The sequence below is a fragment of the Aeromicrobium marinum DSM 15272 genome (assembly GCF_000160775.2).
GTDB lineage: Bacteria > Actinomycetota > Actinomycetes > Propionibacteriales > Nocardioidaceae > Aeromicrobium > Aeromicrobium marinum.
Genome location: NZ_CM001024.1, coordinates 1,331,109 through 1,346,602, shown reverse-complemented (window position 1 = coordinate 1,346,602; position 15,494 = coordinate 1,331,109). Strand labels below are relative to the sequence as shown.

At 71.3% G+C, this 15,494-nt stretch carries 11 protein-coding genes; 4 read left to right on the top strand and 7 right to left on the bottom strand.

Features of this window, described 5'->3' with window-relative positions; all coding sequences use genetic code 11:
* Positions 1-7: 7 nt before the first annotated feature.
* Positions 8-2,128, bottom strand: coding sequence for a S9 family peptidase (locus HMPREF0063_RS06925; protein ID WP_007077945.1), 2,121 nt, complete (start codon positions 2,126-2,128; stop codon positions 8-10).
* Positions 2,125-3,435, bottom strand: coding sequence for a DNA polymerase IV (locus tag HMPREF0063_RS06920; RefSeq protein WP_007077944.1), 1,311 nt, complete (start codon positions 3,433-3,435; stop codon positions 2,125-2,127). The genes HMPREF0063_RS06925 and HMPREF0063_RS06920 overlap by 4 nt, the downstream gene beginning before the upstream one ends.
* Before the next feature lie 86 nt (positions 3,436-3,521).
* Here HMPREF0063_RS06920 and HMPREF0063_RS06915 point away from each other — a divergent pair, with 86 nt between their 5' ends.
* The 3 genes from HMPREF0063_RS06915 (at position 3,522) to HMPREF0063_RS06905 (ending at position 7,472) form a co-directional block, all read left to right on the top strand.
* Entirely contained in the window at positions 3,522-4,487 is a 966-nt protein-coding gene (locus tag HMPREF0063_RS06915) for a DUF4192 domain-containing protein (RefSeq protein ID WP_007077943.1), read from the top strand.
* A 9-nt stretch (positions 4,488-4,496) separates the two neighbouring features.
* Positions 4,497-5,978 (top strand): glutamate-cysteine ligase family protein, encoded by a 1,482-nt coding sequence (locus HMPREF0063_RS06910; RefSeq protein WP_007077942.1) that lies wholly within the window; start codon positions 4,497-4,499, stop codon positions 5,976-5,978.
* 222 nt (positions 5,979-6,200) lie between these two features.
* Positions 6,201-7,472 (top strand): RNA polymerase sigma factor, encoded by a 1,272-nt coding sequence (locus HMPREF0063_RS06905; protein WP_169309971.1) that lies wholly within the window; start codon positions 6,201-6,203, stop codon positions 7,470-7,472.
* 82 nt (positions 7,473-7,554) lie between these two features.
* Here the strand turns inward: HMPREF0063_RS06905 and HMPREF0063_RS06900 are convergent, their stop codons facing one another.
* Positions 7,555-7,782 (bottom strand): DUF7455 domain-containing protein, encoded by a 228-nt coding sequence (locus HMPREF0063_RS06900; protein ID WP_007077940.1) that lies wholly within the window; start codon positions 7,780-7,782, stop codon positions 7,555-7,557.
* A gap of 157 nt (positions 7,783-7,939) precedes the next feature.
* Between HMPREF0063_RS06900 and HMPREF0063_RS06895 the strand changes: the two genes are divergently transcribed.
* A complete protein-coding gene (locus tag HMPREF0063_RS06895; RefSeq protein WP_007077939.1) occupies positions 7,940-10,012 on the top strand; it encodes a DNA gyrase/topoisomerase IV subunit B in 2,073 nt (690 codons plus the stop codon).
* Positions 10,013-10,018: 6 nt separating this feature from the next.
* On the opposite strand, the gene HMPREF0063_RS06890 is transcribed toward HMPREF0063_RS06895, so the two are convergent.
* The 4 genes from HMPREF0063_RS06890 to HMPREF0063_RS06875 are packed head-to-tail and all read right to left on the bottom strand — an operon-like array spanning position 10,019 to position 15,427.
* Complete coding sequence (locus HMPREF0063_RS06890) at positions 10,019-10,513, bottom strand: beta-class carbonic anhydrase (protein WP_007077938.1); 495 nt, start codon at positions 10,511-10,513, stop codon at positions 10,019-10,021.
* A gap of 9 nt (positions 10,514-10,522) precedes the next feature.
* Positions 10,523-12,244 (bottom strand): MFS transporter, encoded by a 1,722-nt coding sequence (locus HMPREF0063_RS06885; protein ID WP_007077937.1) that lies wholly within the window; start codon positions 12,242-12,244, stop codon positions 10,523-10,525.
* A complete protein-coding gene (locus HMPREF0063_RS06880) occupies positions 12,241-12,954 on the bottom strand; it encodes an LppX_LprAFG lipoprotein (RefSeq protein ID WP_040320154.1) in 714 nt (237 codons plus the stop codon). The genes HMPREF0063_RS06885 and HMPREF0063_RS06880 overlap by 4 nt, the downstream gene beginning before the upstream one ends.
* A 4-nt stretch (positions 12,955-12,958) precedes the next feature.
* A complete protein-coding gene (locus HMPREF0063_RS06875; RefSeq protein WP_007077936.1) occupies positions 12,959-15,427 on the bottom strand; it encodes a DNA gyrase/topoisomerase IV subunit A in 2,469 nt (822 codons plus the stop codon).
* Positions 15,428-15,494: the final 67 nt, after the last annotated feature.

The following is a 15,494-nucleotide window of genomic DNA, read 5'->3' as shown; positions in this document are numbered from 1 at the left end:
GACTGGGCTACGCCGCCCCGGCGGTGTCGATGATCCACGCCAGCTCGAAGGCCCGCTCATGCCAGGAGGCGTAGCGACCGCTGACGCCGCCGTGACCGGCGTGCATCTCGGTCTTCAGCAGGACCGGCGCGGACCCGGTGGCCGTCTCGCGCAGCCGCGCGACCCACTTGGTGGGTTCGACGACGTGCACACGGGTGTCGTGCAGGCTGGTGACCGCGAGGATCGAGGGGTAGGCGGTCGCCCGGATGTTCTCGTACGGCGTGTACGACTTCATGTACGCGTACACCTCGGGGTCGGCCAACGGGTTGCCCCACTCGTCCCACTCGATCACCGTCAGCGGCAGCGACGGGTCGAGGATGGTGGTCAGCGCGTCGACGAACGGCACGTTGGCCAGGATGCCGCAGAACGCCTCGGGGGCGAGGTTCGCCACGGCCCCCATCAGCAGGCCACCGGCGCTGCCGCCCTCGGCGACCAGGCGATCGGCGGCCGTCCACCCCTCGTCCACGAGGTGCCGGGCGGCGGCCACGAAGTCGGTGAAGGTGTTGCGCTTGTGGCCGAGCTTGCCGTCGTCGTACCAGGCGCGGCCCATCTCGCCCCCGCCGCGTACGTGCGCCACGGCGAACACGAAGCCACGGTCGAGCAGGGACAGGCGCATCGCCGACATCGCCGGGTCGATGCTGATCTCGTAGGCGCCGTACCCGTAGAGCAGACCCGGCGCCGTCCCGTCGCGCGGCGTGTCGGCCCGGGCGACGACGGAGACCGGCACCTGCGTGCCGTCCGGGGCGGTGGCCCAGGTGCGGTGCTGCACGTAGTCGGCGGGGTCGTAGTCGCCGAGCACGGTGGCCTGCTTGAGCAGCACGGTCTCGAAGGTGTCGGGGTCGAGGTCGTACACCGTCGACGGCGTGACGAAGGACCCGAACCCGATCCGCACCAGCGGCTGGTCCCACTCGGCGTTGCCGCCCACCCCGCACGAGAACAGCTCCTCGGCGAACTCGACCTCGCGCAACGGGCCGAAGCCCTCGTCGGTGATCGCCAGCACGCCGATGCGGGTCATGGCGGCCCGGCGGTAGGACACGAAGAGGTGACGGGCGAACACGTCGACGTCCTCCAGTCGCAGGGAGGGGTCCGCACCCACGACGACCGTGCCCTGGGCGGCGCGGGTCAGCTCGCCGGCCAGCGCGAGGGCCATGGGCACCGACACCAGCTCGAAGTCGGCGGCCCCGTCGTTGTGCAGGACCAGCAGCACGTCGGCGTCGCCCACCACGGCGTGCTCGACGGAGTACTCGACCCCGTCCCGCCGGGGCATCACCACCCGGAACTCACCCTCCGGGTCATCGGCGGGGAGCAGCCGGGCCTCGCTCGTGATCTTCGACGACGACCCGATCACGAGGTACTTCTCGGACTGGGTGCGGCCCACGCCGGTGAAGTACCGCTCGTCGGGCTCCTCGTGGACCAGGGTGTCGTCGCCGGTGTCCCCGAGGCGGTGCCGCCAGACCTGGTGGGGACGCCACGCGTCGTCGACCGTGGAGTAGAACAGGTGGGTGGCACCGGCCGACCACGTGGCGCCCGCGGCGGCCCCGACGATCTCGTCGGGCAGGACCTCGCCGGTGTGCAGGTCCTTGACCCGGATCGTGTACCGCTCGTCGCCGGTGACGTCGACCGACCACGCGAGGTAGCGGTCGTCGTCGCTGAGACTGAACGCTCCGAGCGAGAAGAACTCGTGCCCCTCGGCCTCGACGTTGGAGTCCAGCAGCACCTCCTCGTCCGGGATCGTGGTGCCGGCGTCGAGGACCGGGGGAGTCCAGTCGGCCGGGTCGGCGATCGGACAGCGGGCGCGGATCCCGTACTGCTGGCCCTCGACCGTGCGGGTGTAGTACCACCAAGCGCCGTGGCGGACCGGCACCGACAGGTCGGTCTCCTGCGTGCGGGCCTTGATCTCGTCGAAGATCGTCTGCCGCAGGTCGGCGAGGTGGACGGTCCGGTCGGCGGTGTGCTCGTTCTCGGCCTCGAGGTGGGCCAGCACCTCGGGGTCCTCGATGTCACGGAGCCACTCGTAGTCGTCGACCACGTCGTCGCCGTGGTGGCTGCGGACGACCGGACGGCGGGGCGCGACGGGGGGCTGGGTCATGCCCCGACCGTATCGCCGTGCCCCCGAGCCAGCGCGGGGTCGTCGGCCCGGAAGGTGTGCACCGGCCCGGGCCCGGTGAACCGCGTCTCGAACCGCACGGTCACCCGCCCGAGCCCGGCGCCCCACACCCACCCGTCGCCGTGCGTGGTGTGGTGGACGTCGACGCCGGGCAACCAGCCGTGCTCCCCGTGGCGCCGCTCCTCGCGGCTCGGACCGGGATCCGGCTCGGGTTCGGGCTCGTCCGGCGCGAAGAGGTCCTCCTGGACCCAGTCGGCGAGACCGCTGACCCCGACGCCGATCAGTCGCACGCCACCGCCGAGGTCCTCGGCGTCGAGCAGCGCCCGGGCGGTCGAGGCCAGCAGCCGGGCCTGGTCGGTCGGACCCGCCAGGGTCGTCGACCGGGTGTGGGTGGAGAAGTCGTGCATGCGCACCTTCAGGGTGACGGTGCGGCCCGAGAGCCCGTGGCGACGCAGCTTCGCCGCGACCCCACGGGCCATCGTGTCGGCCACCGCCTCCAGCCGGGCGCGGTCGGTCACGTCGGTCTCGAAGGTGTCCTCGACGCTGACGGACTTCACCTCGCGGTCGGCGACCACCGGCCGGTCGTCCTGCGCGCGGGTCAACCGGTACAGGGAGCGGCCTGCGGCCTGACCGAGCAGCCGCACCAGCTCGTCGACCTCGTGCCGGCGGGCGTCCTCGACCGTCACGATGCCCACCCGCCGGAGCCGCTCGCCGGTGGCCGGACCGACGCCGGGGATCGCCGTGACCTGCATCGGCCCCAGGACGTCCAGCTCGGTGCCTGGCTCGACGAGGTACACGCCGTCGGGCTTGCGGATCTCACTGGCGATCTTGGCCATGAGCTTCGACGACGCCACCCCCGCGGACGCCGTGAGGCCGCCGGTCAGCTCACGGATGTCGCGGCGGATCTGCTCGACCGTGTCCAGGACGCCGGCGGGGTCGAAGTCCTCACCGGCGGCGAGGTCCACGAAGGCCTCGTCGAACGACAGCGGCTCCACCAGGGGGGACGCCTCCCGCAACCGGCCCATCACCTGGTCGCTGGCCCGCTGGTACGCGTCGAACCGCCCGGCGAGGAACGCCGCGTGCGGGCACCGGGACCTGGCCTCGGCCGTGCTCATCGCGGACCGCACCCCGTGCACCCGCGCCTCGTAGGAGGCGGTCGCCACGACGCCGCGTCCGCCGACACCGCCGACGACCACCGGCCGTCCGCGCAGCGACGGCTTGTCCCGCTGCTCCACCGCCGCGAAGAAGGCGTCGAGATCCAGGTGCAGGATCGACGCGGTGGACCTCATCGGCCCATTGTCCACACCGGCGCGGGGGTCCACAGCCCGCTGCCGGCCGTTGCCGGGGCCGGCGGTCGGGCGGTTGCGTGGTCGGCATGAGCGAACCGTCGACGACCTACACCGCACACGACGTCCCCGACCTGCTCGCGGCGCTGCCGACGATGTTCGGGTTCACGCCCGAGGAGTCGTTCGTCGCGATCGCGACGTCGGGACCGCGACGACGTCTCGGGTTCCGGATGCGGCACGACATCCCGGCGCCCGAGGGGGTCGGCTCGTCCGCCGCCCTGATCCTGCGGCACCTCCACCACCAGCCGGCCGACGGGGTGATCCTGCTGGCGGTCACGGAGCAGGTCGAGGTCGCGGCGGCGCTGATGCACCGGGTCGTGGTGGGGCTCGACCCGCGGATCCAGCCGGTCGTCGTGGCCTGGGCGGACGGTGATCGGTACTGGGAGCCGGGTCCGGACTGCCCCCGTGAGGGCATCGCCTACCGCAGCTCCCGGCACCACCTGTCGGTCGTCGCCGCGATCGCCGCCGGCCAGGAGATCCTGCCCGACCGGCAGGCTCTGGTCGACCGCTTCGCCGCCTGCGACGGCGAGGTGTTCGACCGGATGGTCGCGGTCACCGAGCGGGTCATGGCCGACGACCTGCCGCTGGTCGGCGACGACCCGGACCTGGTGTCGGCCGCGCTTCCGCTGATCGACCCCGTCGTGGCGCACGCCCTCGACCGGGCCGACCGCCTGAGCGACGTTGACTGTGCGCGCCTGGGACTGTGGGTGTCGTCGATCGTGGTCCGCGACGAGCTGTGGGGCCGCATCGACCACGACGGCGCTCGGGACTGGCTGCGGATCTGGACCGACGTCGCGGGGCGCGTCGTGCCACCCTTCGAGCCGGCCGTGCTGTGCCTGGCCTCGTTCTCGGCGTGGCTGGTCGGCGACGGGGCGCAGGCCCTCATCGCGGCGGAACGGGCGCTCGAGGCCGATCCGGAGTACTCGATGGCCGGGCTGATGATCGACCTGTTGCAGGGTGGTGTGCCCCCGTCGGCGTGGACCGGTTGGTCCTAGAGTGGGCTGATGGGCCAGGACGTCGACGACCGTGAGTTCACCGGCGAGGACCGCACCCGCTACCGCGCGAAGGTGCGGCGCTGCCTCGACGTGTTCGCCCGGATGCTGACCGAGCGGGACTTCTCCGTCGGTCGCCCGCAGGTGGGCATCGAGATCGAGTTCAACCTCGTTGACGAGCACGGTGACCCGGCGATGAAGAACGTGGAGGCGCTGGCGGCCATCGCCGACGACGACTTCCAGACCGAGCTGGGTCTGTTCAACATCGAGATCAACATCCCGCCGAGCCGGATCGCCGGGGACGGCCTGGCCCGACTGGAGTCCACCGTCCGGGCCGACCTCAACGAGGCGCAGGCCAAGGCCGGTCAGGTCGGTGCCGGTCTGGTCATGATCGGCATCCTGCCCAGCATCCGCGAGCAGCACTTCAACCGTGGCGTCATCTCGGCCAACCCGCGCTACCACCTGCTGTCCGACCAGATCGTGGCCGCGCGGGGTGAGGACATCGAGATCGTCATCGACGGGGTCGACCGGCTCGCCACCACCTCGGACACGATCATCCCGGAGGCGGCGTGCACCAGCACGCAGCTGCACCTGCAGGTCGACCCCGAGGACTTCGCGGCCACGTGGAACGCGGCCCAGGCGATCGCCGGCGTGCAGACGGCGGTGGGAGCGAACTCGCCGTTCCTGCTGGGCCGCCAGCTCTGGCACGAGACGCGCATCCCGTTGTTCCAGCAGGCGACCGACACCCGCAGTGACGAGCTGAAGTCCCAGGGGGTCCGCCCCCGGGTGTTCTTCGGTGAGCGGTGGATCACGTCGGTCTTCGACCTGTTCGAGGAGAACGTGCGCTACTTCCCGGCCCTCCTGCCGATCGTCGACGACGAGGACCCGGTGGACGTCCTGGAGGCGGGCGGACTCCCGACCCTCGGCGAGCTGCGGCTCCACAACGGCACGGTCTACCGGTGGAACCGTCCGATCTACGACATCGCGGACGGCCGCCCCCACCTGCGCATCGAGAACCGCCTGCTCCCGGCCGGCCCCACCGTCGTCGACACGATGGCCAACGCCGCCCTCTTCTACGGGCTGGTCAAGACGTTGTCGGCGGGGGAGCGGCCGGTGTGGTCCCAGCTCAGCTTCGGTGCCGCGGAGGAGAACTTCCACCACGCGGCCCGGTCGGGACTCGGGGCCGACGTCTACTGGCCGGGGGTCGGCACGGTGTCGGTCGGGGAGCTGACCCTGCGCCACCTGTTGCCGCTGGCCGCTGCCGGTCTCGACGAGCTCGGCGTCGACGCCGACGTCGGCGGACGGCTGCTCGACATCATCGAACAGCGCTGCGTCACAGGACGCAACGGGGCCACGTGGCAGATCGCTGAGTTCGACCACCACCTCCGGGTGTCGGGGGACCGGACAGCGGCGATGCGGGCCACGACCCTGGCCTACGAGTCGTTGATGCACGGGGGCGAACCGGTCCACACCTGGGCGGTCAGCGGCCGCTGAGGGTGCGGTGGCAGGTGGTCAGGCAGCCTCTGGCACACTGGTCGCAGAGGTTGACCACAGGCCTCTTTGTTGCGCCCTTCGACCGAACGGGAGGTTGACGTGCCGAGTACTCCCACGCCCGCGTCAGCGATTCGTGCGGTCGGCAGGCTGATCCCCAAGGGACGCAAGGACACCCCGCCGGCACCTGTCCCCGCCGCTCCCCGTTCTACCCCGGAAGAGACCGTGACCCAGGCCCCCTCGACGAAGAAGACCCCCGCCGCCAAGAAGGCGCCCGCACAGAAGACGGCGGCAGCCGCCAAGAAGGCGCCCGCGAAGAAGGCGGCCGCGGCCAAGAAGGCCCCCGCGAAGAAGGCGCCCGCGAAGAAGGCTCCGGCCAAGAAGGCCGCCGCGGCCGAGACCACGATCGAGGTCGTGGCGCCCGCGGTCGACGCCCAGGGCAAGAAGATCCTGCCCGACATCCCCGACGAGGTCTTCGAGAAGGACCTCAAGACCGACCCCACGCTCAAGGAGGACGAGTCCTCGGCCTTCACGCTGTCCGCGGCCGACGAGTCCGACGAGCCCGTGCAGCAGGTCATGGTCGCGGGTGCGACCGCCGACCCGGTCAAGGACTACCTGAAGCAGATCGGCAAGGTCTCCCTGCTGACCGCGGGCGAGGAGGTCGAGCTGGCCAAGCGCATCGAGGCCGGACTGTTCGCCGAGGAGAAGCTCGCCAAGGGTGGACGCATCTCGCCGAAGATGCGCGAGGAGCTGGACTGGATCGTCGTCGACGGTCGTCGGGCCAAGAACCACCTGCTGGAGGCCAACCTGCGGCTCGTCGTCTCGCTGGCCAAGCGGTACACCGGTCGCGGCATGCTCTTCCTGGACCTCATCCAGGAGGGCAACCTCGGCCTGATCCGGGCGGTCGAGAAGTTCGACTACACCAAGGGCTTCAAGTTCTCCACCTACGCCACGTGGTGGATCCGCCAGGCGATCACGCGCGCCATGGCCGACCAGGCACGGACGATCCGTATCCCGGTCCACATGGTCGAGGTCATCAACAAGCTCGCCCGGGTGCAGCGTCAGATGCTGCAGGACCTGGGTCGCGAGCCCACCCCCGACGAGCTCGCCAAGGAGCTCGACATGACGCCCGAGAAGGTCGTCGAGGTCCAGAAGTACGGCCGCGAGCCGATCAGCCTCCACACGCCGCTCGGCGAGGACGGCGACAGCGAGTTCGGCGACTTGATCGAGGACTCCGAGGCGATCGTCCCCGCCGATGCGGTGTCGTTCACGCTGCTGCAGGAGCAGCTGCACGCGGTGCTCGACACCCTCAGCGAGCGCGAGTCCGGCGTGGTGTCGATGCGGTTCGGCCTGACCGACGGCCAGCCCAAGACGCTCGACGAGATCGGCAAGGTCTACGGCGTGACCCGTGAGCGGATCCGCCAGATCGAGTCCAAGACCATGAGCAAGCTGCGTCACCCGTCGCGCTCGCAGGTGCTGCGCGACTACCTGGACTGAGTCACATCCCGCCGCACGACGAAGCCCCCGGACCGCATCGGTCCGGGGGCTTCGTCGTACTGTCTCAGATCTCGGTGCCGGCTCAGATCTCGTCGTTGTGAGCCGTGGCGGGCGTCGACGCGAGCTTGCCGGACTCGTCGTGGATCGTCACCGCGACGTCGCGCAGCTTGTCCTCGTGGGCTCGGGCGTGGTGGGCGCAGAACAGCAGCTCTGCACCGCCGGTCAGTTCGACGCGTACGTAGGCCTGGGCCCCGCACCGGTCACACCGGTCGGTGGCGGTCAAGGCCGGGCGTTCAGCGAGAGTCGTCACGGTGGCCTGCTTTCCTCGGTCTGGTCGAACCTTTCGGCGTGTTCAACATCCAACCACGGGGGGCTATTCCTCGCCGGTGGAGGTGACACATCCCATACATACTCGCGGGCGGCTCCAAACCGGCGAAGGCGCGCTCGGCGCCGCGTGTCACGTCCCCGTGAATTCTGCCGCCGCCGATAGGCTGGGCGGACCCGCAGGACCGCCGCAGGAGGACCCCATCAGCACGTACGACGCCCGCAACCTTCTCGTGCTCGAGGGCCTGGAGGCGGTGCGCAAGCGTCCCGGCATGTACATCGGATCCACCGACACCCGCGGGTTGATGCACTGCGTCTGGGAGATCATCGACAACGCGGTCGACGAGGCGCTCGGCGGGCACTGCCACCACATCCGCGTCGTGCTCCACGCCGACGGGTCGGTGGAGGTGCACGACGACGGGCGCGGCATCCCGGTCGACACCGAGCGCAAGACCGGCCTGACCGGCGTCGAGGTCGTCTTCACCAAGCTGCACGCCGGCGGCAAGTTCGGTGGCGGCTCCTACGTGGCGACCGGCGGCCTGCACGGTGTCGGCGCGTCGGTGGTCAACGCGCTCTCCGAGCGGCTGGAGGTCGAGGTCGACAAGGGTGGCGCGACCTGGGCGATGGCCTTCACCCGCGGCGCCCCTGAGGGCCCGCTGACCAAGATCGGCAAGGTCGCCAAGACCCGCACCGGCACGCGGATCCGCTACTGGGCCGACCCGCAGATCTTCATCAAGGGGGCCGAGTTCTCGTACACCGACCTGGTCACCAGGTCCCGGCAGACGTCGTTCCTCGTGCCCGGTCTCGAGATCGTGATCCGCGACGAGCGCACCGACGAGGTGCGGGAGGAGACCTTCCTGCACTCCGGTGGCATCGCGGAGTTCACCGAGTTCCTCGCGACCGACGAACCGGTCACGCCGGTGCTGCGGCTGCAGGGCGAGGACACCTTCACCGAGACCGTGCCGGTGCTGGACGAGCTCGGCCACATGAGCCCGCAGGACGTCGAACGCTCCCTCGGCGTCGACGTGGCGCTGCGCTGGGGGACCGGCTACGAGACCGACGTGCGGTCGTTCGTCAACATCATCTCGACCCCCAAGGGCGGCACCCACGTCCAAGGATTCGAGCGCGGCATGACCCGCACCTTCAACGACGTGCTGAAGACCACCCGGCTGCTGAAGTCCGGGGACCAGGACGTCACGAAGGACGACGTCCTGGAGGGCCTGACCGCCGTCGTCACGGTCCGCCTCGCCGAACCCCAGTTCGAGGGCCAGACCAAGGAGGTGCTCGGGACCCCGGCGGTCACCAAGATCGTCAACCAGGTCGTCTCGCGGGAGCTGAAGACCTTCCTCGCGTCCACGAAGGCCGCCGACAAGGCCAAGGCGCGCCTCGTGATGGAGAAGGTCGTGGCCGCGTCGAAGACCCGGCTGATGGCGCGGCAGCAGCGCGACACCCAGCGTCGCAAGAACGCCCTGGAGTCCAGCGCCCTGCCCGCCAAGCTGGCCGACTGCCGCTCCGGCGACGTCGACCGGTCCGAGCTGTTCATCGTCGAGGGTGACTCGGCGCTGGGTACGGCCAAGTCGGCCCGCGACTCCGGCTTCCAGGCCCTGCTGCCCGTGCGCGGCAAGATCCTCAACGTCCAGAAGGCCAGCATCGGCGACATGCTCAAGAACGCCGAGTGCTCGTCGATCATCCAGGTGGTCGGCGCGGGGTCGGGCCGGACCTTCGACCTCGACGCCGCGCGTTACGGACGCATCATCTTCATGGCGGACGCCGACTCCGACGGTGCCCACATCCGTTGCCTGCTCGCGACCCTGTTCTTCCGGTACATGCGACCTCTCGTGGAGGCCGGACGGGTCTACACCGCCGTGCCGCCGCTGCACCGCATTGAGCTGTCCGCGCCGAAGAAGGGCCAGGACAAGTACGTCTACACCTACTCCGACGCCGAGCTGCAGCGGACCCTCGCCCAGCTGACCAAGAAGGGTGCGCGGTGGAAGGACCCCGTGCAGCGGTACAAGGGCCTGGGCGAGATGGATGCCGACCAGCTGGCCGAGACGACGATGGACCCGCGCCACCGCACCCTGCGCCGACTGACCGTCGACGACGCCGAGGAGGCCAGCGCGGTCTTCGAACTGCTGATGGGCAACGAGGTGGCCCCCCGCAAGGAGTTCATCGTGCAGGGTGCCTACGATTTCGACGCCGACCGCATCGACGCCTGAGCCCGTTCACTCGACCGGCGAGAGCAGTCCTGAGTCGACGTCGTAGAGGAACCCGCCCACGGCGACGTCTGGGCGGACCAACGGGTGGCTGCGCACCCGTTGGACGTCCGCGCGGATCGTCGCGTGCTGGTCGTCGACGGCACCCAGGCTCATCCACGACGCGTCGGTACCGGCCGCACGGCCGAGCCGGGCCTTCAGCTCGTCCTCGCTGGCCGACGCCATGGCGCACCGGGTGTGCTCGATGATCATCACGCGGTCGACCTGCAGCAGGTTGACGCCCAGCACGATCGCGACCAACGCCTGGTCGGTGACCCGGCCGCCGGGATTGCGCAGGATCTTCGCGTCGCCGGGTGACAGACCGATCATGCCAAGCGGATCGATGCGGGAGTCCATGCAGGTCACCATCGCGACGCCGGCCCGGGCGATGCCGTCGAAGCCGGCGAGGTCGAAGGTCTCGGCGAAGGAACGGTTGGCGGCGAGGAGGTCGTCGAAGTCAGCCATGGCGGCAGATTAGCGGGCGGGTTCGCGCACCGGACGCAGGAGTACCACGGCGAGCAGCGCCGCGAGCGTCGCGCACACCGCCGCGCCCAGGAACACGGCGTGCAGCTGGGCGATCCCCGCGTCGCGCAGCGCGTCGCGATAGGCGGCGCAGGCTGCCGCGGCACCGCCGCACAGCTGCTCGGCGCTCGGCACGTCGTCGGAGGCCGCGTAGAAGGCCCGCAGGCCGATCGTGGTGAGCGCCGAGATGCCGATCAGCATGCCGACCATCCGGGCCACGACCAGCAGGGCGCTCGCGAGCCCGTGCACCGCCGCCTCGGTGTGGTCGAGCAGGACCGCGTTCACCGGGGCGATCGCCAGACCGAACCCGAGACCGCAGACGACCAGGGACACCGTCTCCAGCGGGCTCTCGAGCGAGGTCGCGTCCCACGTCGCCATGTGGGCGAAGGCGGCGGCGCTCCCCACCATGCCGGCGGCCGTCACGACGTGGGCCGGGACGCGCCGCAGCAACAGTCCGCCGAGGACGGCGCCGACCGGCAGGGCCACGAGGAACCGGACCAGCACCAGCGCGGCGTCCAGCTGGGAGTCCGGGTACACCGTCAGGCGGGCGAAGAACGGGATGTCCACGAGCGCGGCGATCAGGGCGGAGCCGACGAGGAAGGAGACCACCAGCGCACCCCACGCCGGGCGTGCGGCCAGCGCACCCCGCGGGACGAGCGGCTCCGGCGCCCGGCGTTGGCGCAGGACGAATCCGACCAGGGCCGCCACCGCGACCGGCACGAGCCACGGCGCGGCGGGGGAGAGGGCGTCGGTCTCGGGCTCGGCGGACGCGAAGGTGACGATGACGGCGCCCAGCGCGACCGTCAGGAGGGCGGCCCCGACCAGGTCGGTCTGTCGGGCCAGGCCGAGCCAGCCCCTCCAGTCCAGCAGCGGTCGGGTCGCCCACACCTGGCGTGCGACGAACGCGGCGAGCAGGACGTAGAGCGCGAGCGCCAGCGGCGTCGCCCACCGTGACTCCCCGGCGACGGGCAGGAAGGCCAGCCCCGAGGTGACGCCCGTGGTCAGTCGGTCCGGCTCCACCATGACCACGAGCAGGACGACGAGCGAGAGCGAGGCCAACCCGATCCCGACGGGGTCCCGCACGCGCGCCGGTGCGGCGACCGGCTCCACGGACCGCAGCTGCAGCAGGGCGGCGCCGAGCACCAGACCGACGGCTGCGTTGAGCCAGAAGATGTCCCGCCAGTCACCCACGGAGAGCACGACGGCACCGTAGAGGGGTCCCAGCACGCTGCCGAGCTCCTGCACCGCGCCGACCACCCCGAGGGGCAGGCCGCGCCGCTCCGGCGGCCAGATGTCGGCCACGAGCGCCAGCGTCGGCGGGATGAGGCCGCCGCCGCCGATGCCCTGGATGAGACGTCCGACCACGATCGAGTCGAGGTCGTACGCCGCCGCCGTCACGAGCGAGCCCAGGGCGAACACCACGAGCGACCCCAGCAGCACCGGGATGCGCCCGCGCAGGTCGGAGATGCGTCCGATGAGCGGGAGCACCGCCACGTAGCCGAGGAGGAAGCCGGAGATGATCGGCGCGGCGCGCTGCAGCTGGTCGACGGCCAGTCCGCTGGAGCTCATCATGTCCGGCAGGGCCAGGACGACGACATAGGTGTCGGCCGCGGCGAAGCCGATGGCGACCGCGGCGAGGGCCAGCAGGGCGCGAGGCGCCGTGCCGGGGGTCACGACCCGCCGGGCCGTCCGGGTGCGGTGATGTCGGCCGGCTCGTCGGAGGCCTGGAGGGTGATCGTGTAGGTCACGTCGCCCGCGCCGGGGTAGAACGGACCGCTGATCGTGGCGTCCCTCAGCTCGTCGTCGTCGGACAGCCGGAACGTGACGTCGAAGGTGCCGTCGGGGTCCGCCGACGGCAGGAACCGGGCGATGACCTCACCCGACAGCGTGCCGGAGATCGACGTGAGGACGTCCTCGCCGTCGCGGGACCGGTCGGTCCCGGTGATCGTGACCTCGGTCAGCACCGAGGCGAGCCCGCCGCCGGCGGTGCCGACGAGGTTGGCGGGATCCGGGGCGCCGAGGGTCTCGGGGTCGATCGAGAGGAACACGGGGGAGAAGCCGGTCTTGGCGAAGACCTCGCCGCCGGTCGCGACGACCTCGGCGTCCAGGCTCGCGCCGCCGGTGACCACCGTGACGTCGCCCTCGAAGGCGGGCGAGTGGTTGCCGAAGCCCTTGGCCGACTTCAGGCCCGTGACGCCGGTCGGGAGGGCGTCGGTCGAGATCGACACGTCGAGCCGCTCGGCGTCGTCGAGGACCTGCTGGGCCGCGGCGAGCCGCTCCGCGAGGCCCGAGGTGTCGACCCCGGACTCCTCGGTGTCCCCACCGCCGCTGCACGCGGTGACGACGAGGGCGGCGAGGACGGCGATGATCAGTCGGATGCGCACCGGTTCAGTCTCGCACGGAGGCCGGCTCGAGGGGCGCCACGCCGGGAGGCCCCGCCACCGCGAGCAGCGGCTGCGGCACGGGGACGCCTGAACCGTCCCGTCGATCGCTCACCGGCGGCAGGTCCACGGGTGACCCGCTGCTGGCGCAGCCCCGCGGCTCGCCGTCGCCGACCCACGCGAGGATCACGGCGTCCTCGCCCTTCAGCAGCCGGTGGCAGCGCACACCCCCGGTGGCTCGGCCCTTCGGCGGATACAGCTCGAACGGACTGACCTTGGCGCTGCCGGCCTGGGTGCCCGGCAGGGCCGAGGCGCTGCCGGACACCGTCACCACGTGGGCGGTGCCGGGGGCGGCGACGGCCCCGAAGGCCACGACGGAGGCGCCCGGTGCCAGCTTGACGCCGGCGACACCGCCGCCACCACGCCCCTGAGGGCGGACCGCGTCGGCGCCGAAGTGCAGCAGCTGCGCGTCCGAGGTGACGAAGGCGAGCTGTTCGGTGCCGGTGACCAGCGGTACCGCACCGACCACGGCGTCCCCGTCGGCCAGGCCGATGAGGTCCCACTCGTCGCGGTTGCTGAGGTGGTCGGGCTTGACCCGCTTGACGACTCCCTGCCGGGTGCCGAGGGCCAGGCCGGGCACGTCCTCGGCGAAGGTCATGAGGGCGAGGGGGCGGTCGTCGAGCTGGACGACCTCGGACACCGGGACGCCTCCCTGCAGCGACGGCGCGCCCGCGGTGGCGGGCAGGGCCGGCAGGTCGAGCACACCGATCCGGCGGACCCGCCCTCCGGCGGTGACCACACCGATCTCCCCGCGGGCCGTCGTGCGGACGGCCGACACGATCACGTCGTGCTTGGCGCGACCCCCGTCGGTGCCGATCGGCCGGTCGTCGCTGGTGCGGGCGAGCAGCCCGGTCGACGACAGCAGCGCCCAGCACGGGTCGTCGGCCACCTCGACCGGCGTGGCCGCGGTGACCGTCTGACCCGCCGACTCCAGCAGGATCGTGCGGCGGGGGGTGCCGAAGGTGGCCGCCATCTCGGCGAGCTCGTCGCCCACGACACCGCGCAGCACCGTCTCGTCGCCGAGGATCGCGTCGAGCGCCTCGATGGTGCGACGCAGCTCCTCCATCTCGCTCTCGACGACGATGCGGTCGTAGCGGGTGAGCCGGCCGAGGGTCAGGTTGAGGATGTACTCGGCCTGGGGCTCCGACAGGTCGAACACCGACCTCAGCCGGTCCTTGGCCTCCCCGCGGTTCTCGCTGCTGCGGATGAGCTGGATGACCTCGTCGATGTCGACCAGCGCCAGGAGCAGCCCCTCCAGCAGGTGCAGCCGGTCAGCCGCCATGGCCCGCCGGAACGTGCTGCGGCGACGCACCACGTCGTAGCGGTGCTCGAGGTACACGTCGAGCATCTGACGCAGGCCCAGCGTCCGGGGCTGGCCGTCGACGAGGGCGACGGCGTTGATGCCGAACGACGTCTCCATCGGTGTGAAGCGGTACAGCTGCTCCAGGATCGCCTCGGGGACGAAGCCGTTCTTGACCTCGATGACGATGGAGAGTCCCGAGTGCCGGTCGGTGAGGTTCTTCAGGTCGGCGATGCCCTGCAGCTTCTTGGACTGCACGAGCTTCTTGACGGCCTCGATGACCTTCTCGGGGCCGACGTTGTACGGCAGCTCGCTGATGACGATGCCCTTGCGCCGTCCGACCTGCTCGACCCGCGCGGTGGCGCGCATCTTGAACGAGCCGTTGCCGGTGGCGTAGGCGTCGCGCACGCCGTCGAGCCCGACGATCTTGCCGCCGGTGGGCAGGTCCGGACCCGGGATGAAGCGCATGAGGTCGTCGAGGTCGGCCTCGGGGTGCCCGATCAGGTGGCGCAACGCCTGGACGACCTCGACGAGGTTGTGCGGGGCGATGTTCGTGGCCATGCCCACGGCGATGCCGGAGGCACCGTTGACCAGCAGGTTCGGCAGGGAGGCCGGCAGCACCACCGGCTCGGTCTCGCGGCCGTCGTAGTTGGGGCGGAAGTCGACGGTGTCCTCGTCGATCGAGGCGGTCATGGCCTGGGCGGCCGGGTCCATCCGGCACTCGGTGTACCGCATCGCGGCCGGCGGGTCGTCGGGGGAGCCGAAGTTGCCGTGCCCGTCGATGAGCGGCACGCGCATCGACCACGGTTGCACCAGGCGGACGAGGGCGTCGTAGATGGCACTGTCACCGTGCGGGTGCAACCGACCCATGACGTCGCCGACCGGTCGGGCGCTCTTGACGTGACCGCGGTCGGGCCGCAGGCCCATGTCGTCCATCATGAACAGGATGCGTCGCTGGACGGGCTTGAGCCCGTCGCGGGCGTCGGGCAGGGCGCGGGAGTAGATGACCGAGTACGAGTACTCCAGGAAGCTCGCGCGCATCTCCTCACGGATGTCGGTGTCGACGATGTGCTCGTCGAACTCCTCGACCGGTTCCGTCCGCGTGCCTCGAGCCATGTCGTCCTTCCCGTCCCTTCCTCGACCGACGTCTCCCGGTGCCCGGTCCCCGTCGCCCCAGCATTCT

Bases quoted from the DNA above. Each gene is read 5' to 3' on its own strand.
- HMPREF0063_RS06925 (WP_007077945.1), bottom strand. From the start codon at position 2,128: ATGACCCAGCCCCCCGTCGCGCCCCGCCGTCCGGTCGTCCGCAGCCAC.
- HMPREF0063_RS06920 (WP_007077944.1), bottom strand. From the start codon at position 3,435: ATGAGGTCCACCGCGTCGATCCTGCACCTGGATCTCGACGCCTTCTTC.
- HMPREF0063_RS06915 (WP_007077943.1), top strand. From the start codon at position 3,522: ATGAGCGAACCGTCGACGACCTACACCGCACACGACGTCCCCGACCTG.
- HMPREF0063_RS06910 (WP_007077942.1), top strand. From the start codon at position 4,497: ATGGGCCAGGACGTCGACGACCGTGAGTTCACCGGCGAGGACCGCACC.
- HMPREF0063_RS06890 (WP_007077938.1), bottom strand. From the start codon at position 10,513: ATGGCTGACTTCGACGACCTCCTCGCCGCCAACCGTTCCTTCGCCGAG.
- HMPREF0063_RS06875 (WP_007077936.1), bottom strand. From the start codon at position 15,427: ATGGCTCGAGGCACGCGGACGGAACCGGTCGAGGAGTTCGACGAGCAC.